Raw genomic sequence first — 21728 nt, forward strand, 5'->3', positions numbered from 1 at the left:
ATGAGCCTGCTGAAAATCAAGAACCTGACGGTGAAGTTCGCCACCGCCACCGGCGCGTTTACCGCCGTCGACGGCATCGACGTCTCCGTGGACAAGCATGAAGTGCTGGCCATCGTCGGTGAATCCGGTTCGGGCAAATCGGTCTCGATGCTTGCCGTCATGGGGCTTCTGCCCGATACGGCGACGATCACAGCCGACGAGATGGTGTTTGACGGCATCAATCTGCTGGCCATGTCGCCGCAGGAGCGCCGCAAGCTGATCGGCCGCGAGATCACCATGATCTTCCAGGAGCCGGTCGCCTCGCTCAACCCGTCCTTCACGGTCGGTTTCCAGATCGAGGAAGTTCTGCGCCTCAATCTCGGCATGGGCGGCGCTGCCGCGCGCGCCCGGGCGCTGGAACTGTTCCGCGCCGTCGGTATTCCCGATCCCGAGACAAAGCTCAAGGCCTATCCGCACCAGATGTCGGGTGGCCAGTGCCAGCGCGTGATGATCGCGATTGCGATCGCCTCCAAACCGCGACTTCTGATAGCCGACGAGCCGACAACCGCGCTTGACGTGACCATCCAGAAGCAAATCCTCGACCTGCTGATGAAGCTGCAGGAAGAATACGGCATGGCGCTGATCCTCATCACCCATGACATGGGCGTCGTGGCGGAAACCGCGGATCGTGTCGTCGTGCAATATAAGGGTCGCAAGATGGAGGAGGCAGATGTCTTGAGCCTCTTCGAAGCCCCGCAGCATCCCTACACCAAGGCATTGCTTTCGGCCCTGCCGGAAAATGCCACCGGCGACCGTCTGCCCACCGTCTCCGATTTCTTCGGCAAGGAGGGCGTTCGATGAGTATCGTTGTCGAAGGCAAGGGTATTACCCGCCATTACCACGTTCCCGGCGGCATTTTCGGCGGCGCAAAGACCGTTCAGGCCTTGAAGGGCATCGATTTTGCCGTCGAGCGCGGCAAGACGCTCGCCATCGTCGGTGAATCCGGCTCGGGCAAGTCGACGCTCGCCCGCATCATCGCACTGATCGACCCGGCATCCGGCGGTGAACTCAAGATCGAGGGCAAGCCGGTCGATATCGCCAAACGCCGTCCGGACACGCAGATGCGCTCCAAGGTGCAGATGGTATTCCAGAACCCCTATGGCAGCCTCAACCCGCGCCAGAAGGTGGGCGACGTGCTGATGGAGCCGCTCATCATCAACACCAATATGCCGGCTGGCGAGCGTCGCGAGCGGGCCGAAGCCATGCTGGTGAAGGTCGGCCTTGGTCCTGAGCATTTCAACCGTTATCCGCACATGTTCTCGGGCGGCCAGCGCCAGCGCATCGCGATTGCACGCGCGCTGATGCTGAACCCGGCGCTACTGGTGCTGGACGAGCCGGTCTCCGCGCTCGATCTTTCCGTGCAGGCGCAAGTCTTGAACCTGCTGCGCGATCTGCAGGAAGAATTCGAGCTGACCTATGTTTTCGTCAGCCACGATCTTTCGGTTGTCCGCTACATCGCCGACGACGTGCTGGTTATCTCCAAGGGCGAGGCTGTCGAGCAGGGCTCGCGCGAGGAGCTTTTCGCCGATCCGAAGCACCCCTATACGCGCCAGCTTTTTGCCGCGACACCGATCACGGATGTCGATGCTATCCGCGCCCGCGTGGAACGCCGCAAGGCGGCACGGCAGGCCGCGACGGTGTGAAATCGACGCATCGAAGGATCAACAAGTGAGAAGGGCCGGATTTCCGGCCCTTTCTTTTTCAGGCCTTAAATCGTGACAGGTCAGGCCCCGGCCTCTTTGAGCAGACGCACTTGCCGTAACGTGTTCTGCCGACTGCGCTCCAGATGTCGCCATAGCGCATCGACGATCTGGACCTTACTGCCCGCGGCGATGGCGTCGGCGATATTCTGGTGTTCTTCGACAGAGCGGGCATAATCGCCGAGGATCGACACAAACACCGTGTGGGTCTGGTCGAGAATACGCTCATGCGTGCCGGAAATGACCGGAATGCGGGCAGCGGAAACAAGGGTCGTATGGAAGCTGCGATCGAAAAAAAGCGCTTTCGACAATTCATCGAGCGTTGAGCCCTTGGCGAATTCGCGATGTTGCTCAAGGCTTTCCACGAGCCGTGCATGCAGTGCGCTATCCAACTGCCCGGCATCGAAAGCCACTTCCACGGCGCCTTTTTCGAGCAGCATTCTGGCGGCATAGAGCTCCTCCACATCCTCTACGGTAAAATCACGCACCACCATGCCGCGCCTTGAGGAATTGACCACGAGGCCATCGGCCTCGAGTTTCAGGCAGGCTTCCTTGACAGGGGTGGGGCTGATGCCGAGATCGGCAGCAAGCTCATTGGGCAGCAGCCGTTTGCCGCCACGCAATCTGCCGCTGACGATGCGGGCGCGCAGTTCTCGATGCGCCTGATCGGCGAGTGTGACTTTGACCAGCGTGTTCATGGTGACATCATCAACCAGCTTCGCGAGACAGGCAATGGCTGAATATTAAAAATAAAAAATTTTTTATTTTACAAAGCGGGTTTTTGGTTTAGCTCTATCGCCATTGGAAACCAACCGCCGGAGGAGGGCGGGAGGTCGCTTCACCAAAACCGTCGCCGCGTCTGTGGATTGCGGGATGATGGTCCTGTTTCTCCTCGCAAGCCGCTCAAGCAACGAGGAATGAACGAGCATGAAAATAACCGCTGTCGAGCCTTTCATCCTGCACCTGCCGCTAACCTCGGAGTCGATTTCCGATTCCACCCACAGCATCACCCATTGGGGCGTCGTCGGCGCGAAGATCACCACGAGCGACGGTATCGAGGGTTATGGTTTCACCGGCACCCACGCGCATCTGCCCTCCGACAGGCTGATCACATCCTGCATCAGCGATTGTTACGCGCCCCTGCTTCTGGGCGAGGATGCATCCGACCACTCAAGGCTCTGGACGAAACTTGCCCGGTATCCGGCGCTGCAATGGGTGGGCCGCGCGGGCATTACGCATCTGGCATTGGCGGCGGTTGATGTGGCTCTCTGGGATATCAAGGCGAAGAAGGCAGGCGTGCCGCTGTGGCACTATCTCGGGGGCGCCCGCACGGCAGGGGTAGAGGCTTATAATACCGATATTGGCTGGCTGTCCTTCACACTGGAAGACTTGGTGGCGGGCAGCGCCAGGGCGGTGGAGGAAGATGGCTTCAGCCGTCTGAAGATCAAGGTGGGGCATGACGATCCGAATGTCGACATTGCCCGTCTTGCCGCCGTCCGTAAACGGGTCGGTTCCACAATCCGCATTGCCATTGACGGCAACGGCAAGTGGGACCTGCCCACATGCCAGCGGTTCTGCGCCTCAGCGAAAGATCTGGATATATATTGGTTCGAGGAGCCGATGTGGTATGACGACGTCACCAGCCATGCCCGGTTGGCGCGCAATACCTCCATTCCGATTGCGCTGGGTGAGCAGCTCTATACGGTGGATGCGTTCCGGTCCTTCATCAATGCCGGCGCGGTCGCTTACGTCCAGCCTGATGTGACCCGGCTTGGCGGTATCACCGAATATATCCAGGTCGCCGATCTGGCGCTTGCCCACCGCCTGCCCGTCGTGCCGCATGCGGGTGAGATGAGCCAGGTGCATGTGCATCTGAGCTACTGGCACCCGGCGTCGACCATCCTGGAATATATTCCGTGGATCAAGGATCATTTCGAAGAGCCGATCCATGTGCGTGGCGGTGTTTACAAACGACCCGAGCAGCCGGGTGCGAGCACCACGCCGCTGGCTGAAAGCGTCGCCCGTTACGGCAAGGCGGTGAAATAAAAAAGGGCGGCGCAGGGAATGCGCCGCCTTTCTCATTTCGAAAAACCACTGTTAGCGCCAGCCGAGAGCCGGCGCTACCTGCTTCAGGATCGTCTCGATCACATGGGCGTTGTAATCGACGCCCAGCTGGTTCGGCACGGTCAGCAGCAGCGTGTCGGCCTCGGCGATGGCTTCGTCGGCCTTTAGCTGTTCGATCAGCTTTTCAGGCTCGGCGGCATAGCTGCGCCCGAAGATCGCGCGTGTCTTGTCGTCGATATAGCCGATCTTGTCGTCGCCTTCGTTGCCATAACCGAAATAGGACCGGTCGCGATCATTAACGAGCGCGAAAATGCTGCGGCTGACCGAAACGCGCGGTTCACGCGTGTGGCCGGCTTCCTTCCAGGCTTCCCGGAAGGTTCGGATCTGCTGGGCCTGCTGGACGTGGAAAGGTTCGCCCGTTTCATCCGTCTTCAGGGTGGAGCTTTGCAGGTTCATGCCGAGCTTTGCCGCCCAGACCGCTGTTGCATTGGAGCTTGAACCCCACCAGATGCGCTCGCGCAGCCCTTCGGAATGGGGTTCCAGCCGTAAAAGGCCGGGTGGGTTCGGGAACATCGGGCGCGGGTTCGGCTCGGCGAAACCTTCGCCCTTCAGGAGCTCGAGGAAGACCTCGGTATGTTGCCGCGCCATGTCTTCTTCGCTCTGGCCCTCGGCCGGACGATAGCCGAAATAACGCCAGCCATCGATCACCTGCTCCGGCGAGCCGCGGCTGATGCCAAGTTGCAGCCGGCCGCCGGCGATGAGGTCTGCCGAGCCGGCATCTTCCGCCATGTAGAACGGATTTTCATAGCGCATGTCGATGACGCCGGTGCCGATCTCGATCTTTTTCGTGCGGGCGCCAACGGCGGCAAGAAGCGGAAAAGGCGAGGCGAGCTGGCGGGCGAAATGGTGGACGCGGAAATAGGCGCCGTCAGCCCCCAGTTCTTCCGCAGCCACGGCGAGGTCGATTGATTGCAGCAGCGTGTCTGCCGCCGAGCGGGTCTGCGATTGGGGCGAGGGCGTCCAGTGGCCGAAGGATAGGAATCCGATCTTTTTCATAATGACCTTCCAGATTTTGGAGGATGTCGGCTATTGCAGCGACATCGTTGTTGTCAGTCATATAAGCAACGGCGCGCATCCTCCAACCTGCCAGGCGTAGACAGGGTGTCGCCGAAATGTGAACGATAGGGATTTCAGACCATTATTCCGCGCTTGAGAATGAAGAGATTTTCGTGCGCGCGCGCGGTGGTGAGGATGAAATCCATCAAAGAGCGGACCCGCGGCACGTTGGCAAAGTCCTGATGGCTGGTCAGCCAATAGCCGCGCCGCAATTCCACGTCACCGGGGAGCACCATCTGAAGGTCAGGGAAACGCGCGGCGATGAAATTTGGTAATATGCACAGGCCACGGCCGCTGAGTGTCGCGGTCAGCTGCGCGAAAATGCTTGACGACTGGAAGTTGGGTCTCAGGCCCGGCAGCACGTCGCGCATATAATCGAGGCCCGGCGAAAAGATCAGGTCCTGGACATAACCGATGAAGAAATGATCTGGCAGATCCTCGCGCTTGTTGATTTTCGGGTGTCCGGCGAGATAGGAACGCGAGGCGTAGATATGCAGCGTGTAATCGATGATCTGTTCGTTGATATAGGGACCGGCCTTCGGCGGATCGAGTGTGACCACCACATCAGCCTCTTTTCGAGACAAAGCCATGATCTGCTGGATCGTCACCATTTCCACCATGATGTGGGGATGCGTTACGGCGAAGTCTTTCAGCCTTTCCACGAAGAAAAAATTGGAAAAACCTTCGGGAGCGCTCAAGCGTACCACGCCGCGCAGCAGGCTACCGCTTTCGGAAATATCCGATTGCAGCCGTTCGGCTTCCGCCTCGATGCGCTCGACGGTATCCACCAGCCGCCGTCCCACTGTCGTCAGCTCGTAACCGCGCGGGTTTCGCTCGAACAGCTTGGTTTTAAGAGAAAATTCCAGCCGGTCGATATGGCGCGAGACGGTGGCGTGGCTGGTACGCAGGCTTCTGGCCGCCGATGAAAGCTGTCCGGTGCGGGCCACCGCCAGAAAATATTGCAGGTCGTCCCAGGTAAAAGGCGTGGCCATTTCCGTTCCCATCACGAGTTCTGTTCAAAAATGAACAGTTCCTGTTCGCAATTTGATGATGACCTGCTCTTGTGTCAACGGCCGAATTCGAGAACTCTACGCTTAGGATGCATCGCTTTGAGGAGGGCGATGCGGCCATTCGGGTGCAGGGTTTCGGTTCACCGCTGCACAGACTTATCTGAGGCTCGCAATCATCTCTGGGAGGAGAAGTCATGCGCAAGAGTATCGTTTTATCCACGGCCATGGCACTGGCCGCCGGCACCGCCGCTTATGCCGCCGAGATTTCGGACGGCAAGGTCAAGATCGGTATCCTGAACGACCAGTCCGGCGTCTACGCCAACTTTGGCGGTAAGTACTCTTACGAAGCCGCGAAGATGGCGGTTGAGGATTTCGGCGGCAAGGTGCTTGGAGCGCCGGTGGAAGTGGTCACCGCCGATCATCAGAACAAGGCCGACGTCGCCTCCAACATTGCTCGCCAATGGTACGACACCGAGCAGGTCGATTCGATCATGGAACTGACCTCGTCGTCGGTGGGGCTTGCGGTGCAGGCGCTCTCCAAGGACAAGAAGAAGATCACCATCAATACCGGGGCGGCAACCACCGAGTTGACCGGCAAACAGTGCAGCCCTTATGGTTTCCATTGGGCCTATGACACCTATTCGCTGGCGGTCGGCACCGGCGGCGCGCTGGTGAAGCAGGGCGGGGACAGCTGGTTCTTCCTCACCGCAGACTATGCCTTCGGTTATTCGCTGGAAGAAAATACGTCCAATTTCGTCAAGGCTAACGGCGGCAAGGTGCTTGGCTCCGTCCGCCATCCATTGGCATCGACTGACTACTCCTCTTTCCTGCTGCAGGCACAGTCATCAGGCGCAAAGGTCATCGGTCTCGCCAATGCCGGTCTCGATACCTCCAACGCGATCAAGCAGGCAGCCGAATTCGGCATCGTTGCCGGTGGCCAGCGGCTTGCCGCCCTTCTCTTCACGCTCGCCGAAGTGCATGGCCTCGGTCTTGAGGCAGCTCAAGGGTTGACGCTGACGGAAGGTTTTTATTGGGACCGCGACGATGAATCGCGCAAATTTGGCGAGCGCTTCAAGGAACGCACCGGTGCCATGCCGAACATGATCCATACCGGCACCTATTCCGCCGTGCTGCATTATCTGAAAGCCATCGAAAAGGCAGGCACTGATGATGCCGATGCCGTTGCGAAAGCCATGAAGGAACTGCCCGTCAACGATGTCTTCGCCAAGGACGGCCATGTGGCCGCCAATGGTCGCATGATCCACGACATGTACCTCATGGAAGTGAAGAAGCCGGATGAGAGCAAGCAGCCCTGGGATTATTACAAGGTTCTCGCCACCATCCCCGGCAAGGAAGCATTCATGGACCCCGCAAAGAGCGGTTGCCCGCTGGTGACGCAGTAAAAAGGGGTAGTTTCATGATGATCGCTCCCGCCACTGTCGGTGAGGTGGAACCCCGCGTCGTTCTTTCGGCGCGTGGTCTCACCAAAACCTTCGGCGCATTCGCAGCCGTGAAAAACGTCGATCTTGACGTGCATCACGCCCGCGTCCATGCGCTGATCGGCCCCAACGGCGCCGGCAAGACAACGGTCTTCAACCTGTTGACCAAGTTTCTCCAGCCGACGGGCGGAGCGATCACCTTCATGGGAACGGATATAACAAAGACGCCACCGGACAAGGTGGCGCGTCTCGGCCTCGTCAGGTCTTTCCAGATATCGGCGGTGTTTCCGCATCTGACGGTTCTGGAAAATGTCCGGGTTGCGTTGCAGCGGCCGAATGGCCTTGCAACGCAGTTCTGGCTGCCGCTCTCGTCGCTCGACAGGCTGAATGCCCGCGCCGAGGAACTGATCGCAACGGTTGGTCTGACACGGGAAAAACATGCGCTTGCGGCCGATCTTTCTTACGGTCGCAAGCGGGTTCTCGAAATCGCCACCACGCTGGCGCTCGATCCCAAGGTTCTGCTGCTGGACGAGCCGATGGCCGGCATGGGCGGGGAAGATGTTTCTCACGTCGCCGAGCTTATTCGGGAGGTGGCAAAGACCCGCGCGGTATTGATGGTCGAACATAATCTGAAAGTCGTGGCGGATATCTGCCACCAGGTCACGGTGTTGCAGCGCGGCGAAATTCTGGCGGAAGGTGATTATGCCGCCGTTTCCGCCGACCCGCGCGTGCGAACGGCCTATATGGGTACGGAGGAGGCTTGATATGGCGGCGATGCTCGAAGTCTCCAACCTGAAATCCTGGTATGGCGAAAGCCAGGCCCTGCATGGCGTCGATCTGACGGTCGGCGAGGGTGAAACCATCACCATTCTCGGCCGTAACGGTGTGGGCAAAACTACGACGCTGCGCACCATCATGGGCATCATCCGCAACCGCAAGGGCGTCATCAAGCTTGGCGGCAAGGATATGATGCCGGTGCCGCTGCATCGCACGGCGAAATACGGCATCGGTTTCGTGCCGGAAGAACGCGGCATCTTCGCGACGCTGAGCGTCGAGGAAAATCTGATGCTGCCGCCAGTCGTCGCGTCCGGTGGCATGACGCTCGATGAAATCTATGAACTGTTTCCCAATCTCCATGAACGCCGCACTAGCCCCGGCACCAAGCTCTCTGGTGGCGAGCAGCAGATGCTGGCCATGGCGCGCATTTTGCGCACCGGCGTGAAGGTGCTGCTGCTTGATGAACCGACGGAGGGGCTCGCTCCCGTTATCGTGCAGCGCATCGGCGAAGTGCTGCAAAAGCTGAAGAGCCGCGGCATGACGGTGGTTCTGGTGGAGCAGAATTTCCGTTTCGCAAGCCGCATTGCCGACCGCTTCTACCTGATGGATCATGGCCAGATGGTCAGCAGTTTTCCGGTGGGCGAGCTTTCCGGCCGCATGGGCGAACTCAATAAAGTGCTGGGGGTTTAACGATGACGATGATCTTCGGCATTCCAATTCAGGCCCTGCTCGGGCAATTGCTGATCGGCCTTATCAACGGCTCGTTTTATGCCCTGCTGTCGCTCGGCCTTGCCGTCATTTTCGGCCTGCTGCGCGTGATCAATTTTGCGCATGGGGCGCAATATATGCTCGGCGCGTTCGTCGCCTTCCTCGGCCTGCAATATTTCGGCATCAATTTCTGGGTGGCGCTGGTGGTGACGCCGCTGGTGGTTGCGCTGTTCGGCGCGATTGTCGAACGTTTCCTGCTGTCGCGGCTTTATGATCTCGATCCGCTTTACGGGCTGCTTTTCACCTTCGGTCTGGCGCTTGTGGTGGAAGGCACGTTCCGCTGGCTTTACGGCGCTGCCGGCCAGCCCTATTCGGTGCCGCGTGAGCTTGCCGGCGGGACCAATCTCGGCTTCATGTTCCTGCCGAATTATCGCGCCTTCGTTGTCGTCATTTCGCTGGTTGCCTGCCTTGCTACCTGGGCGCTGATCGAGAAGACCCGGCTTGGCTCTTATCTGAGGGCGGCGACGGAAAACCCGACGCTGGTACAGGCTTTCGGCATCAATGTGCCGGTGCTGCTGACGTTGACCTACGCGCTGGGTGCCGGCCTTGCAGGCTTCACCGGCGTGCTGGCGGCGCCCATCTATCAGGTCTCGCCGCTGATGGGCACCAACCTCATCATCGTGGTTTTCGCCGTCGTCGTCGTCGGCGGCATGGGGTCGATCATGGGGGCCATCGTCACCGGCTATATGCTCGGCATAGCCGAAGGGCTGACGAAGGTGTTCTACCCTGAGGCCTCCAACATCGTCATTTTCGTCATCATGGCCTTTGTGCTGCTCATCCGCCCCGCCGGACTTTTCGGAAAGGACGCCTGATATGTCCAAAGCCACCCATAGCCCGACAGCCGGCGCAATACCGCATACGGAAGTTTCGACGACTGCGGGAACTATCAAGACAGTGCTTATTCTAGCCGGCCTTGCCGTGCTCATCGCCGCGCCGATGTTCGTCTATCCTATCTTTCTGATGAAGCTCCTGTGCTTTGCGCTCTTTGCCTGCGCCTTCAATCTGCTGATCGGTTACACGGGACTGCTGTCCTTCGGCCATGCGGCGTTTTTCGGTGGTGCAGCCTATTTCACGGCCTATTCGGTGAAGGAATGGGGCGTGACGCCGGAAATCGGTCTGGTCATCGGCATGGCCGGTGCCGCCCTTCTTGGCCTCGTCATCGGTTTCTTCGCCATCCGCCGTCAGGGCATCTATTTCGCCATGATCACGCTGGCGCTCTCGCAGATGTTTTATTTTTTCTGCCTTCAGGCACCGTTTACCCACGGCGAGGATGGCTTACAGGGCGTGCCGCGCGGCCACCTCTTCGGCCTTCTCGATCTCAACGCGCCGCTCAACATCTATTATACGGTGCTGGCCGCCTTCGTGCTCGCACTGCTGGTCATCTGGCGTTTCGTCAACTCACCCTTCGGGATGATCCTGAAATCCATCCGCGAAAACGAGCAGCGCGCCATTTCGCTTGGTTACAGCGTGCAGCGTTACAAGCTGGGTGCCTTCGTCATGTCGGCGGCGCTTGCCGGGCTTGCGGGCGGTCTGAAAGCGCTGGTCTTCCAGTTCGCGACGCTGACCGATGTGACCTGGCAGATGTCCGGCGAGGTCATTCTAATGACGCTGCTCGGCGGTATCGGCACCATGATCGGCCCAATTTTTGGCGCGGGCCTCGTCGTCACCTTGCAGAACTATCTCGCAACCTCGGACTTCCCGGTCACCATCATCACCGGCCTTGTTTTCATGGCCTGCGTTCTGGTGTTCCGACGTGGTCTGATCGGTGAATTTTATGCGTCGCGTCTCGGGAGAAAACTCGGCTTTCAGCACCGCGGTTAGATATTTTTGAAAACACTTGAAAGGCCTCCCCCGCGTCCGGGACGACGCGGCAAGGGCGGTGTATGGAGAAGAGCATGGGGGACTATGATTATATCGTCATCGGAGCTGGAAGTGCGGGATGCGTCCTCGCCAACCGCCTTTCGAAAGATCCGAACAACCGTGTTCTGCTTCTGGAAGCGGGCGGCAATGATAATTACCATTGGATCCATATTCCGGTCGGTTATCTCTATTGCATCAACAATCCGCGCACCGACTGGTGTTTCAAGACGGCGGAAGAGCCCGGCCTTAACGGCCGTGCGCTGATCTATCCGCGTGGCAAAGTTCTGGGCGGCTGCTCCTCCATCAACGGCATGATCTACATGCGCGGTCAGGCGCGGGATTACGATGTCTGGCGGCAGCTCGGCTGCGAGGGCTGGGGCTGGAACGACATCCTGCCCTATTTCCTGAAGTCCGAGGACTTTCATCGCGGCAAGAGCGACCTGCATTCCGCCGGCGGCGAATGGCGGGTGGAGAAGGCGCGCGTGCGCTGGGATGTGCTGGACGCCTTCCAGAAGGCGGCGGGCGAAGCGGGCATTCCGGCGACCGACGATTTCAACCGGGGTGACAATGAAGGCGCCGGTTATTTCGATGTAAACCAGCGCTCGGGCTGGCGCTGGAATACGGCCAAGGCGTTTCTGAAGCCGGCACTCGGCCGCAAGAACCTCACGGTCCTCACAAAGGCCCACGTCAAACGGCTGATGATCGAAGAGGGCAGTGTAACAGGCGTCGAGTTCCACCATGACGGCGTGCTGAAAAAGATGCGGGCGCGGCGCGAGACGGTGCTTTCCGCGGGGGCAATCGGCTCGCCGCATGTCCTGGAGCTTTCCGGCGTCGGCCGTGGCGACGTGTTGCAGGCTGCCGGTATCGACACCGTGGCCGAGGTTCAGGGCGTGGGAGAAAACCTGCAGGACCATCTGCAACTGCGCATGGTCTACAAGGTCTCCGGTGTTCTGACACTGAATGAAAGGGCTTCCACCCTGTTCGGCAAGGCGCGGATAGGCCTTGAATATGCGCTGACCCGCTCCGGGCCGATGTCGATGGCGCCGAGCCAGCTCGGCGTCTTCACCCGTTCTTCACCGGAAAAGGAAACCGCCGATCTGGAATATCATGTTCAGCCGGTTTCGCTCGACAAGTTCGGTGATCCGGTTCACACTTTTCCGGCCATTACCGCAAGTGTCTGCAATCTGCGGCCGGAAAGCCGCGGCTCAGTGCATGTGAAAGGACCGGATTTCGCCATGCAGCCGGAAATCCGCCCGAACTATCTTTCCACGGAAGGTGACCGGAAGGTTGCCATCGATTCCATGCGGCTGACACGCCGCATCGTTGCCCAGCCGGCGTTTTCCCGCTTCAACCCGCAGGAATACCGGCCCGGCCCGTCCTTCGAAAACGATAATGATCTGGCGAAGGCGGCGGGCGATATTGGCACCACCATCTTCCATCCCGTCGGCACGTTGCGCATGGGGTCGGATGTGGAGAGCGTTGTCGATTCGCGGCTGAAATTCCGCAGGCTCGCCGGGCTGCGCGTCGCCGACGCCTCGGTGATGCCGCGCATCACCTCCGGAAACACCAATTCCCCGACGATCATGATTGCCGAAAAAGCCGCCGATATGATCCTTGCGGATAATCGCTGAAAGGAGCGCTCCCATGAAGACCGTCGCTTTTCTCGGGCTGGGACATATGGGCCTGCCGATGGCCGCCAATCTCGTCAGGGCGGGTTACACCGTCAGGGGATATGATCTCGCCGAAGCCTGCCGTGCGGCAGCGAAGGAGGCAGGTATTCCCGTTGCTGCGGATTCGGCCGAAGCGACGGCAGCGGCTGATGTGATCATCACCATGCTGCCGAAGGGTGAACACGTCGTTTCGGTCTATGGCGATCTGGTTCGAAATGTATCTGCCGGAACGCTCCTCATCGATTGCTCGACCGTGGATATGGAAAGCGCACTGAAGGCCCATGAACTGGCCGCTTCCGCCGGTTGCCCCTCGGTTGATGCACCCGTCTCTGGCGGCACGGGCGGTGCGGCTGCAGGAACCCTGACCTTTATGTGCGGCGGTGAGGCCGATGCTTTTTCGGCTGCAAAGCCGGTTCTTGAGGCGATGGGCAAGAAGATCGTGCATTGCGGCAAGGGCGGTAACGGCCAGGCAGCGAAGATCTGCAACAACATGATCCTCGGCATTTCCATGATCGCGGTTTCCGAGGCTTTCGTGCTTGGTGAAAAACTCGGCCTTTCGCATAAGGCGCTGTTCGATGTTGCTTCCACCTCCTCAGGGCAATGCTGGTCGCTCACCACCTATTGCCCCGTGCCGGGGCCGGTGCCGACATCACCTGCGAACAAGGATTACCAGCCGGGTTTTGCGGCAGCCCTAATGTTGAAGGACCTGAAGCTTTCGCAGGAGGCAGCCAATGGAGCGGGGGCTTCCACCCCGCTTGGGGCAGCGGCATCGACGCTTTATGAAAACTTTGTCGGCGAGGGCGGCGGCGGGCGCGATTTTTCCGCCATCGTCGAGATGCTGCGCAGGAGCGAAGCATGATGGACGCCACGCCTTCCGATATTTTGTGGGTCTCGCCGAGGGAAAGGCTGGAGCGCTCGGCGCTTTTTTCCTTCGCACAGAAAACGGCAAAACTGCATGGGGTGGCCGCCGATGATTATGCCGGCCTGCTGCGCTGGTCCATCGACGCGCCGAATGAATTTTACGATGCGTTATGGGATGAACTCGGCATTATCGGCACACGCGGAGAAACGGCGTTCAAAGCCGGTGCGACGATCCGGGATGTTGAGTTTTATCCCGGCGCCCGGCTAAACTATGCCGAAAACCTGTTGCGCGATGCCGATGAACGTCTTGCCATCATCGCCCATCGCGACGACGGCACTCGACGCGAGATAAGCCGCAAGGCGCTTTATGACGACGTGTCCCGCATGGTACAGGCGCTTGTTCATGCTGGCGTGAAGGAAGGCGATCGCGTCGGCGCCATCGTCACCCATGATATAGAGGCGATCGTCAGCTATCTGGCCGTGAGCGCGATTGGTGCGATCTGGTCGTCCTGCTCGCCGGATTTTGGCCCGGCCGGCGCTTCGGATCGCCTGTCGCAGATCGACCCGAAAATCCTGATCGCCGTGCCGGAATATGGTTATGCCGGCAAGCGCATCGATGTTGGCCCTACCATCCGCGCGGTGGCGGAAAGTGCGAGGCCCGAAAAGATCGTGCTCGTCGGTGACGTGGTTCCTTCCGGCCTTTCCGATCTCGGCTGCGTGACGCTCTCGGATTTCGTCGCACCCTTTGAGCCGGATGAAATCGCTTTCAACCGTTTGCCCGTCAAGGCGCCGCTGGCGATCCTTTATTCCTCCGGCACGACCGGCAAGCCGAAATGCATCACCCATTCCGGCGGCGGTTTGCTTCTTCAACACATGAAGGAACTGAAACTGCAATGCGATATTCAGGAAGGCGAGCGTTTCTTCTATTTCACCACCTGCGGCTGGATGATGTGGAACTGGCAGGTCTCCGGTCTGGCGCTCGGCTCAACACTCGTCACCTATGACGGCAATCCCGGTTATCCCAACCCCGCGCGGCTGATCGATCTCATCGACGCCGAACGGATCGCGACCTTCGGCACCTCTGCAAAATTCATCGATGCCTGCCTGAAGGCCGGGCTGAAACCGCGTGAAAGCCACGACCTTTCATCGCTGAGGACAATTCTCTCCACCGGCTCGCCGCTTATCCCGCAATCCTTCGATTATATCTATCGCGACTGGAAAGCCGACGTGCATCTCGCCTCCATTTCCGGCGGTACTGACATCTGCGCCTGTTTCCTTGGTGGCAATCCGTTGCAGCCGGTTCATCGCGGTGAATTGCAGGGCGCGATGCTCGGTATGGATATCGATACGCTTGACGATGGGGGCCTTTCTGTTCGCGGCGTTGCCGGTGAGCTGGTCTGCCGAAATGCGCATCTGTCCATGCCAGTCAAATTCTGGGGCGATGACGATGGTTCACGGTATCAGGCCGCCTATTTCGACCGTTTCCCCGGCATCTGGGCGCATGGCGATTTTGCCGAACTGCGCCCCTCCGGCGGTTATGTCATCCATGGCCGTTCGGACACGACGCTCAATCCCGGCGGCGTCCGCATCGGTACGGCCGAGATATATCGACAGGTGGAAACCGTCCCCGAAGTGGAGGAGGCCATTGCCGTCGGGCAGGATATTGAGGGCGACCAGCGGGTTATTCTCTTCCTGCGCATGAAGGGTGGTGCTGCCCTGACGGAAGAGCTGGAAAAGACCATCCGCAGCCGCATTCGTTCAGGCGCAACGCCACGGCATGTGCCGGCAAGGATCATCGCCGTCAGCGCCATTCCCCGCACACGCTCCGGCAAGATTTCCGAAATCGCCGTGCGAGACACCATTCATGGCCGGCCGGTGAAGAATGCCGATGCGCTCGCCAATCCGGAATCGCTTGAGCTTTTCCGCAACCTGCCGCAGTTGGAGGACTAGGCCGATGGAGGATCAACCTAAGACCGTGCTGGTCACGGGTTCCACCAGCGGCATCGGGCTCGCCATCGCCAAACGTTTTGCCGAAGCCGGGTTTCTGGTTGCCGTCCACGGCGTGGAGACGGCGGAGGAGGGGGCACAGGCCCTTGAGGCGGTTGCGAAAGTGGCGCGGCACCGGCCGGTCTATTTTTCCGCCAATCTCGCCCATTATGACGAGAGCGCGCATCTGCCTGACGCCGTCATCGCCGAGTTCGGCCATATCGATGTGCTGGTCAACAATGCCGGCATCCAGAAGGTCGCACCGATCGACGAGTTCGATTTCGCCGATTTTTCCCGCATCGTCGCCATCTCGCTCGACAGTGCTTTTCACACCATCCACGCGGCCCTGCCGGGCATGAAGGAAAGGGGCTGGGGTCGCATCGTCAATATCGCATCGGCACATGGTTTGCGCGCCTCGCCCTTCAAGGGGCCTTATGTTGCGACCAAACATGCCGTGGTGGGGCTGACGAAAAGTGTGGCGCTGGAAGTGGCGGAACTCGGCATCACCTGCAATGCCATCTGCCCCGGTTATGTCTGGACGCCGCTCGTTGCCTCCCAGGTTGCCGATCAGGCGCGGGTGCATGGCATGAGCGAGGAGGATGTGGTGAAGAAGGTGATGCTGGCCCCACAGCCGACCCGACGGTTCGTGCAGACGGAGGAAGTGGCGGAAATGGCGCTTTATCTTGCCGGCGATATGGCGCGCTCCATCACCGGTACGACCATTTCCATCGATGGCGGCTGGACGGCGAAGTAATTTTTCACGCGTTTGCTTCCGGCGAACCGTCTTGCCACCTTCCGGCATTGTTGGGCGATTTCAATCCTGTATAGTTTTCGTGGACGGCGAGGTCAGCGCCGTGTTCACGGAAAAACGGCATGATGAACGCAGGGTCTTTTGAAGCGCCATTGGCGCGATCGCGCTTCGATACGCGCCACGTGCCGAAACGCGATGCCATGGGGTTGTGGCGGGATTCGATAAACGTGCTGTTCGATGCCCGGCTGCGGCGTTCGCAGGATGACGGCTTTTTCGCGAGTGTGGACGCAGCGTTCCTCGGTAATGTCGCGCTTGGCCGCACACAATCCTCCGCGCAGGATTTCGACCGATCGCGCAACAAGCTTGCCCGTGACGGCATGGATGCGTTTCTCCTGCAATTTTATGCCAGCGGAAAGAGCATGTCGCGGCGAGGCGCGGGCGAAACGGCCGGCCCGGGAGACCTCTATATCATCGATATGGCGCAACCGCTTGCCACCGCGACGATCGACCACGATCATCTGAGCCTCGTGGTGCCGCGCCGGTTGCTGGAAGGCAGGCTTATCGGCTCCGGCAATCATCATGAACGTGTGCTGCCGGCCGGCCTGCCGCTGGTATCGCTCCTGCGCGAAACGATGACGAGCATCTATCGCCATTTCGATGTCATGAACGCGAATGACGGTGCGGCCACGGTCTCGCCGCTTCTGCAACTCGCCACGGCGGCCATCAACAATCATGTCGGGCAGGACAATGCACAGGGCGTGCAGCGGGCACTGCGGGCCTCCATCCGGCGTTATATCGACAATCACCTTCTCGATCCCACCCTGTCGGTAGAAAAGGTAATGGGCGAATTCGGCGTGTCCCGACGCACGGTCTATCGGCTCTTCGAGCCGCTCGGCGGCTTTTCGGCCTGCATCACTCATCGGCGCCTCGAACGCGCCATGGATTTCCTGCGGGCACCGCAATCGGCGCATATGACGATTACCGAGGTGGCGGCGTCCTATGGTTTCACCAATCCGGAAAATTTCAGCCGCGTCTTCAAAAAGGCGTTTGGTCTCTCACCGCGCCAGATGCGGCATTTCGCGTCGGAAAACCGCGACGTCACCTCAGATATTCTGAAGCCGGACAGTGCGGAGTGGACGCGCTGGATCGTGCAGCTGGGGCGTTGATCGCGATCCGTCGGGTCTGACCTGACACTTTATGACAGTTTGTTGGCACAATCCGACCATTCGCTGCAGTTGCGCTGCAACGGGGGATGCGCGTGGACGTCTGGTGTGCCAAACTGAGTATATTATTTTAGAGATATTGCTGATGATCATGATGTTGAGCACGCCTGTTTTCCTATACCTGTTGACCCTCTGGCGCGGATGGCGCCAATCGGTGAAAAAATATCTCTCCTTTTCATATTCCGGCTCTGAATTTCAGAGCATGACGCCGCCTTTTCCATTAGCGAGTTCCGATAGTTCCACAGACTGTCCGTGGGCAGCGAATGAGGACGAAGCCCCGCAGCCGGTCTCCTGGCTGGGCCTCGGGCAAAGCTTCAGCGCGGTGGAGATGGCGGATTGTGACGGTTCAAGCCGATGCCGTCTGCCGGCCGAGTGCGGTTAAGGTCGTTTATCTGCCGTCTGGAACAAAACCCCACCCCGCGGGATTAGGTCTCAAAGGGTCACAGGGAGTGAAAGACATGGCCAGGGAAAACATCAGTCATCTCGATGGCCGGGATGCCCCGAAAAGCGAGACGGCAAAGCGTGTACGGCAGGGATCAAAGGGACGTCCGGTCCTCGTCATCCTGATCGTCAGCCTTTTTCTTGCGCTCGTAGTGTGGGCTGTCGTGGAATATGCGGTTTTTGAACCGGACGAGAATCTGCCGCAGAACCCGCAGACCGAAACTGCACCGGTGCCGCAGCAGCCGTCGGGATCAGGCACATTCGACAACAATCCGGCCAATGGCCGCGCGGCACCACCGGCGTCGACCGAGACTAACCCCACGCCGCAGGACTCGACCGGAGCACCGCGAAACCCATGATCGCGGCATGAAATTCTCATGATGATAATTTGTATGGAACCAGATTGCGCCCGATTCCATTTCACACAAAGTGACAGGAATCGGGGGTTTCATTCATGGCAGTCACCGTCACTGCAGTTTTCCTTGCGCTGATCGGCCTTGCGCTGTTCGGTTTCGGCTCTGAGCTCGTCATATTGGGCGGGAGCTTTTATTATGTGCTTTCTGGACTGGCCTTCCTGTTGACGGCCGTTCTGCTGTTTAAGCGCAATCGCGCCGCCCTTCACGTTTATGCTGTCTTCATCGTCGCCACGCTCGCCTGGGCTATCTGGGAAGTTGGCTTTGACTGGTGGCAGCTTGGTCCACGCGGTGGCGTCATCATCGTCATCGGTCTCTGGCTGCTGGTGCCGTGGGTCAGAAAACCGCTTGGTTTTTCCAGTCCGACGGGGCACAGCTACGGCCCGAATGCCTGGCCGCTTGCCTTATCCGTTCTCGCCTCCGTTGCGGTTGCCGGATATTCCATGGCGCAGGACCCGCATGATCAGGCGGGCTCGTTGCCGCAGGAGACGGTATCTGCGGCACCGGTCTATGGCGGCGACGTGCCTGACGGGGAGTGGCATCAATATGGCCGTACGCCCTATGGCCAGCGTTATTCGCCGCTGACCCAGGTGAATGTCGACAATGTCTCGCAGCTGAAAGAAGCCTGGCGCTATCAGACGGGCGATGTGAAGCTGCCTGACGATGTGGGTGAAACCACCTATCAGGTCACGCCTCTCAAAATTGGCAATACGCTTTACATCTGCACGCCGCACAATTGGGCGATTGCCATTGATGCCGCCACCGGCAAGGAAAAGTGGAAATACGATCCCAACGTCGGTCTCAATCCGGACCGCCAGCACCAGACGTGCCGTGGTGTTTCCTATTACGCCGAACCAAACGCTGCTGCTGGCACCGCCTGCGCTCAGCGCGTCTACCTGCCGACCTCGGATGCACGCCTGATCGCGCTCGACGCGGCCACCGGCCAGGTCTGCACTTCCTTTGCCGATCAGGGCGTGCTGCATCTTGAGCAAGGCATGAAATACAATCCCGCCGGTTATTATTATTCGACCTCGCCGCCGGTCATCGCGGCGGGCAAGATCATCATCGGCGGCGCGGTGAACGACAATTATTCCACGCAGGAACAGTCCGGCGTCATCCGCGCTTTTGATGTGAACAGCGGCGCTCTCATCTGGAACTGGGATTCCGGTAACCCGGAAAAGACCGAGCCGATCGCGGCGGGCGAGACCTATACGACCAACTCGCCCAACAGCTGGTCGGTGCTGAGCTATGACGAAGGCCTCGGTCTCGTTTATGTTCCGCTCGGCAACCAGGTTCCGGACCAGTTGGGGATGGGCCGCAGCGAGAATGTGGAGAAATACTCCTCCTCGATTGTCGCGCTCGATATCAACACAGGCAAGGACCGCTGGGTACGCCAGACGGTCCATCACGATCTCTGGGACATGGACGTGCCGGCCCAGCCGGTGCTGCTCGACATCACCAAGGATGGCCAGACCGTGCCGGCGCTGGTCGGCCCCACCAAGCAGGGCGACATCTACGTGCTGGACCGGCGCACCGGCGAGCCGCTTTTGCCGATTACGGAAGAACCCGCACCATCAGGCACGATCCCCGAGGACTTCTCCTCACCGACACAGCCGACCACGGCGCTGTCCTTCAAGCCGGAGCCGCTGAAGGAAAATGACATGTGGGGCGTCTCCATGTTCGACCAGCTCGCCTGCCGTATCCGCTTCCATCAGCTGAACTACAAGGGCCGCTATACGCCGCCGTCGCTCAACGGTTCGATCATCTATCCCGGCAATTTCGGTACGTTCAACTGGGGCAGCGTGGCGGTCGATCCCGAACGGCAGGTGATGTTCGGCATGCCGACCTATCTCGCCTTCACCTCGCAGCTCGTACCGCGCGCCCAGATTCCGCCGAAGGGGCAGGATGAGAAGGGTAGCGAACAGGGCCTTAACCGCAATGATGGTGCACCCTATGGCGTGTTCATGGGACCGTTCCTTGGTCCTCTGCAAATTCCCTGCCAGGCGCCGCCATGGGGTTATGTCGCGGGTGCTGATTTGCGCACCGGCGATATCGCCTACAAGCACAAGAACGGCACGGTCTATGACATGACGCCGCTCCCGCTGCCGTTCAAGGTGGGCGTGCCAGGCATTGGCGGACCGATGATCACCAAGGGCGGCGTGGCCTTCCTTGGTGCGGCCGTCGATAACTATCTGCGCGCCTATGATCTCACCACAGGCAAGCAGCTCTGGGAGGGGCGTCTTCCCGCCGGCGGTCAGGCAACGCCCATGACCTATTCTCTCGAAAACGGAAAGCAATATGTGGTGATGGTCGCAGGCGGCCACGGTTCGGTTGGAACCAAGCCCGGCGATTACGTCATCGCTTATACCCTGCCGTAAGGTCCACGGGTTTTCAGGCACAAAAAAACCGGAATGGGTGACCATTCCGGTTTTTGTTTTAGGTGCGTGCTTTACGCCGCCTTTTTCTCTGCGGCGGCGTTGACCGAGGTCTTGGCAAGCGCTGTCAGCGCGTCGTCGGTCTTGGATTCTTCCTTGAGCGTGGCATCCAACAGTGAGACGGCCTTGGTATGGCCGAGCTTCTCCGCCCAGGCTTTCAGCGTGCCGTAGCGCGCGATCTCGTAATGCTCGACCGCCTGTGCCGAGGAAACCAGACCAGCATCGAGCGCGGGCGTGCCCTTGAAATCCTCGATGATCTCTTCGCCTTCGGCGATGATGCCCTGAATGGCTTCGCAGGTCTTGCCCTGCGCCCGCTTGCCAATGATCTCGAACACCTCCTGCAAGCGTTCGATATGACCCTGGGTTTCTTCCTTGTGCTTTTCAAAAGCCTGTTTCAGCTTCGGATCGGTCGCTGCCCGCGCCATTTTCGGCAGGGCCTTCAGGATCTGCCTCTCGGCATAATAGATGTCCTTCAGCGTATCATAAAACAGGTCGTCGAGTTTCTTCTCGGCCATTGTTTCTTCTCCCATGAAGTGAAATGCATGAAGTGCGCTCATGCGCACGGGAAACAAACTTCTTGCCGCTCCTATGGTTCCGGGCTGGTTGTGCACAACGTTTATATTGCACGCGTGGAACCAACCCGCATTTGCGAACTTAGTGTGAGCAAATTCGGGAGGAGTGCGATAATGCCGCAAAATCTTGCAGAAGAATTTTCCATGAATATTTCCATTCCCTTTGAGGTGCTTCTGGTGCGTATCTTTGGGGCGGTCGTTCTGTGCGGTCTGATCGGTTTGGAACGGGAGTTTCACAGGAACACGGCCGGCCTGCGCACCAACATGCTGATTGGTCTGGCTGCCGTCACTTTCTGCGTTATCACGATTCATATGATGGAGACGATGGCGGAAGGTCATGAGGCCGCACGGCTTGATCCTATCCGTCTGGTAGAAGCGGTGACGGCGGGCATCGCCTTTCTTGCAGCGGGTGTGGTGGTTTATACGAAAGGTGATGTCAAAGGCCTGACGACCGGCGCCAGCATGTGGCTTTCGGCAGCGATCGGCCTTTCGGCCGGCCTCGGTATGTGGCCGCTTGCTTTCCTCGCTTCGGGAATGGGTATCATCGTCCTGTGGATGCTTCGCCGCGTACAGGTGGCAGCAGGTATCAAGGAAGAATGAAGG

At 59.3% G+C, this 21728-nt stretch carries 20 protein-coding genes; 16 read left to right on the forward strand and 4 right to left on the reverse strand.

Annotated elements, in window-relative coordinates; translation table 11 throughout:
• Both ACFVTJ_RS14775 and ACFVTJ_RS14780 read left to right on the forward strand, forming a co-directional pair.
• Complete coding sequence (locus ACFVTJ_RS14775) at window positions 1–840, forward strand: ABC transporter ATP-binding protein (RefSeq protein WP_063947193.1); 840 nt, start codon at window positions 1–3, stop codon at window positions 838–840.
• Entirely contained in the window at window positions 837–1682 is an 846-nt protein-coding gene (locus ACFVTJ_RS14780; RefSeq protein ID WP_386908551.1) for an ATP-binding cassette domain-containing protein, read from the forward strand. The genes ACFVTJ_RS14775 and ACFVTJ_RS14780 overlap by 4 nt, the downstream gene beginning before the upstream one ends.
• An 80-nt stretch (window positions 1683–1762) precedes the next feature.
• On the opposite strand, the gene ACFVTJ_RS14785 is transcribed toward ACFVTJ_RS14780, so the two are convergent.
• Window positions 1763–2437, reverse strand: a complete 675-nt coding sequence (locus ACFVTJ_RS14785) for a GntR family transcriptional regulator (protein ID WP_386908553.1) — start codon at window positions 2435–2437, stop codon at window positions 1763–1765.
• A 229-nt stretch (window positions 2438–2666) separates the two neighbouring features.
• On the opposite strand from ACFVTJ_RS14785, the gene ACFVTJ_RS14790 reads away from it, so the two are divergent.
• A complete protein-coding gene (locus tag ACFVTJ_RS14790) occupies window positions 2667–3785 on the forward strand; it encodes a mandelate racemase/muconate lactonizing enzyme family protein (protein ID WP_386908555.1) in 1119 nt (372 codons plus the stop codon).
• A 51-nt stretch (window positions 3786–3836) separates the two neighbouring features.
• Here ACFVTJ_RS14790 and ACFVTJ_RS14795 read toward each other — a convergent pair whose 3' ends face one another.
• Window positions 3837–4859, reverse strand: coding sequence for an LLM class flavin-dependent oxidoreductase (locus tag ACFVTJ_RS14795; RefSeq protein WP_003522491.1), 1023 nt, complete (start codon window positions 4857–4859; stop codon window positions 3837–3839).
• 134 nt (window positions 4860–4993) lie between these two features.
• Window positions 4994–5911: a LysR family transcriptional regulator gene (locus tag ACFVTJ_RS14800; protein ID WP_386908557.1), complete on the reverse strand. Its 918-nt coding sequence runs from the start codon at window positions 5909–5911 to the stop codon at window positions 4994–4996.
• Window positions 5912–6123: 212 nt separating this feature from the next.
• Here ACFVTJ_RS14800 and ACFVTJ_RS14805 point away from each other — a divergent pair, with 212 nt between their 5' ends.
• From ACFVTJ_RS14805 to ACFVTJ_RS14860, 12 genes are all read left to right on the forward strand, one after another.
• Complete coding sequence (locus ACFVTJ_RS14805) at window positions 6124–7332, forward strand: ABC transporter substrate-binding protein (RefSeq protein ID WP_386908559.1); 1209 nt, start codon at window positions 6124–6126, stop codon at window positions 7330–7332.
• Window positions 7333–7346: 14 nt separating this feature from the next.
• A complete protein-coding gene (locus tag ACFVTJ_RS14810) occupies window positions 7347–8132 on the forward strand; it encodes an ABC transporter ATP-binding protein (protein WP_386908561.1) in 786 nt (261 codons plus the stop codon).
• 1 nt (window position 8133) lies between these two features.
• Window positions 8134–8835 (forward strand): ABC transporter ATP-binding protein, encoded by a 702-nt coding sequence (locus tag ACFVTJ_RS14815; RefSeq protein ID WP_386908563.1) that lies wholly within the window; start codon window positions 8134–8136, stop codon window positions 8833–8835.
• A 2-nt stretch (window positions 8836–8837) separates the two neighbouring features.
• A complete protein-coding gene (locus tag ACFVTJ_RS14820; RefSeq protein ID WP_046802131.1) occupies window positions 8838–9725 on the forward strand; it encodes a branched-chain amino acid ABC transporter permease in 888 nt (295 codons plus the stop codon).
• A 1-nt stretch (window position 9726) separates the two neighbouring features.
• Window positions 9727–10734 carry a branched-chain amino acid ABC transporter permease gene (locus tag ACFVTJ_RS14825; RefSeq protein ID WP_386908565.1) on the forward strand — a complete coding sequence of 336 codons (1008 nt, stop codon included), beginning with the start codon at window positions 9727–9729 and terminating at the stop codon, window positions 10732–10734.
• Between the two features lie 74 nt (window positions 10735–10808).
• Window positions 10809–12404, forward strand: coding sequence for a GMC family oxidoreductase (locus ACFVTJ_RS14830; RefSeq protein ID WP_386908567.1), 1596 nt, complete (start codon window positions 10809–10811; stop codon window positions 12402–12404).
• A 13-nt stretch (window positions 12405–12417) separates the two neighbouring features.
• Window positions 12418–13302, forward strand: coding sequence for a 3-hydroxyisobutyrate dehydrogenase (gene mmsB, locus ACFVTJ_RS14835; RefSeq protein WP_386908569.1), 885 nt, complete (start codon window positions 12418–12420; stop codon window positions 13300–13302).
• Entirely contained in the window at window positions 13299–15254 is a 1956-nt protein-coding gene (locus tag ACFVTJ_RS14840; RefSeq protein WP_386908571.1) for an acetoacetate--CoA ligase, read from the forward strand. Before mmsB ends, ACFVTJ_RS14840 begins: the two co-directional genes overlap by 4 nt.
• Before the next feature lie 4 nt (window positions 15255–15258).
• Entirely contained in the window at window positions 15259–16044 is a 786-nt protein-coding gene (locus ACFVTJ_RS14845) for a 3-hydroxybutyrate dehydrogenase (RefSeq protein WP_386908573.1), read from the forward strand.
• A 119-nt stretch (window positions 16045–16163) separates the two neighbouring features.
• Window positions 16164–17207 (forward strand): helix-turn-helix domain-containing protein, encoded by a 1044-nt coding sequence (locus ACFVTJ_RS14850; RefSeq protein ID WP_386908574.1) that lies wholly within the window; start codon window positions 16164–16166, stop codon window positions 17205–17207.
• A gap of 515 nt (window positions 17208–17722) precedes the next feature.
• Window positions 17723–18064, forward strand: a complete 342-nt coding sequence (locus ACFVTJ_RS14855) for a hypothetical protein (RefSeq protein ID WP_386908576.1) — start codon at window positions 17723–17725, stop codon at window positions 18062–18064.
• 95 nt (window positions 18065–18159) lie between these two features.
• A complete protein-coding gene (locus ACFVTJ_RS14860; RefSeq protein ID WP_386908578.1) occupies window positions 18160–20496 on the forward strand; it encodes a glucose/quinate/shikimate family membrane-bound PQQ-dependent dehydrogenase in 2337 nt (778 codons plus the stop codon).
• 71 nt (window positions 20497–20567) lie between these two features.
• Here the strand turns inward: ACFVTJ_RS14860 and ACFVTJ_RS14865 are convergent, their stop codons facing one another.
• Window positions 20568–21068, reverse strand: coding sequence for a ferritin-like domain-containing protein (locus tag ACFVTJ_RS14865; RefSeq protein ID WP_386908579.1), 501 nt, complete (start codon window positions 21066–21068; stop codon window positions 20568–20570).
• A 171-nt stretch (window positions 21069–21239) separates the two neighbouring features.
• Here ACFVTJ_RS14865 and ACFVTJ_RS14870 point away from each other — a divergent pair, with 171 nt between their 5' ends.
• Entirely contained in the window at window positions 21240–21725 is a 486-nt protein-coding gene (locus tag ACFVTJ_RS14870) for an MgtC/SapB family protein (protein WP_386908580.1), read from the forward strand.
• Window positions 21726–21728: the final 3 nt, after the last annotated feature.

Source organism: Agrobacterium sp. NPDC058088 (assembly GCF_042885035.1).
Lineage (GTDB): Bacteria > Pseudomonadota > Alphaproteobacteria > Rhizobiales > Rhizobiaceae > Agrobacterium.

Excerpts from the sequence above, each read along its gene's own strand:
- mmsB (WP_386908569.1), top strand. The coding sequence starts at position 12,418 with ATGAAGACCGTCGCTTTTCTCGGGCTGGGACATATGGGCCTGCCGATG.
- ACFVTJ_RS14860 (WP_386908578.1), top strand. The coding sequence starts at position 18,160 with ATGGCAGTCACCGTCACTGCAGTTTTCCTTGCGCTGATCGGCCTTGCG.
- ACFVTJ_RS14845 (WP_386908573.1), top strand. The coding sequence starts at position 15,259 with ATGGAGGATCAACCTAAGACCGTGCTGGTCACGGGTTCCACCAGCGGC.
- ACFVTJ_RS14820 (WP_046802131.1), top strand. The coding sequence starts at position 8,838 with ATGACGATGATCTTCGGCATTCCAATTCAGGCCCTGCTCGGGCAATTG.
- ACFVTJ_RS14800 (WP_386908557.1), bottom strand. The coding sequence starts at position 5,911 with ATGGCCACGCCTTTTACCTGGGACGACCTGCAATATTTTCTGGCGGTG.
- ACFVTJ_RS14870 (WP_386908580.1), top strand. The coding sequence starts at position 21,240 with ATGCCGCAAAATCTTGCAGAAGAATTTTCCATGAATATTTCCATTCCC.
- ACFVTJ_RS14785 (WP_386908553.1), bottom strand. The coding sequence starts at position 2,437 with ATGAACACGCTGGTCAAAGTCACACTCGCCGATCAGGCGCATCGAGAA.
- ACFVTJ_RS14805 (WP_386908559.1), top strand. The coding sequence starts at position 6,124 with ATGCGCAAGAGTATCGTTTTATCCACGGCCATGGCACTGGCCGCCGGC.
- ACFVTJ_RS14825 (WP_386908565.1), top strand. The coding sequence starts at position 9,727 with ATGTCCAAAGCCACCCATAGCCCGACAGCCGGCGCAATACCGCATACG.
- ACFVTJ_RS14840 (WP_386908571.1), top strand. The coding sequence starts at position 13,299 with ATGATGGACGCCACGCCTTCCGATATTTTGTGGGTCTCGCCGAGGGAA.
- ACFVTJ_RS14810 (WP_386908561.1), top strand. The coding sequence starts at position 7,347 with ATGATGATCGCTCCCGCCACTGTCGGTGAGGTGGAACCCCGCGTCGTT.
- ACFVTJ_RS14830 (WP_386908567.1), top strand. The coding sequence starts at position 10,809 with ATGGGGGACTATGATTATATCGTCATCGGAGCTGGAAGTGCGGGATGC.
- ACFVTJ_RS14815 (WP_386908563.1), top strand. The coding sequence starts at position 8,134 with ATGGCGGCGATGCTCGAAGTCTCCAACCTGAAATCCTGGTATGGCGAA.
- ACFVTJ_RS14865 (WP_386908579.1), bottom strand. The coding sequence starts at position 21,068 with ATGGCCGAGAAGAAACTCGACGACCTGTTTTATGATACGCTGAAGGAC.
- ACFVTJ_RS14855 (WP_386908576.1), top strand. The coding sequence starts at position 17,723 with ATGGCCAGGGAAAACATCAGTCATCTCGATGGCCGGGATGCCCCGAAA.
- ACFVTJ_RS14795 (WP_003522491.1), bottom strand. The coding sequence starts at position 4,859 with ATGAAAAAGATCGGATTCCTATCCTTCGGCCACTGGACGCCCTCGCCC.
- ACFVTJ_RS14850 (WP_386908574.1), top strand. The coding sequence starts at position 16,164 with ATGATGAACGCAGGGTCTTTTGAAGCGCCATTGGCGCGATCGCGCTTC.
- ACFVTJ_RS14780 (WP_386908551.1), top strand. The coding sequence starts at position 837 with ATGAGTATCGTTGTCGAAGGCAAGGGTATTACCCGCCATTACCACGTT.
- ACFVTJ_RS14790 (WP_386908555.1), top strand. The coding sequence starts at position 2,667 with ATGAAAATAACCGCTGTCGAGCCTTTCATCCTGCACCTGCCGCTAACC.
- ACFVTJ_RS14775 (WP_063947193.1), top strand. The coding sequence starts at position 1 with ATGAGCCTGCTGAAAATCAAGAACCTGACGGTGAAGTTCGCCACCGCC.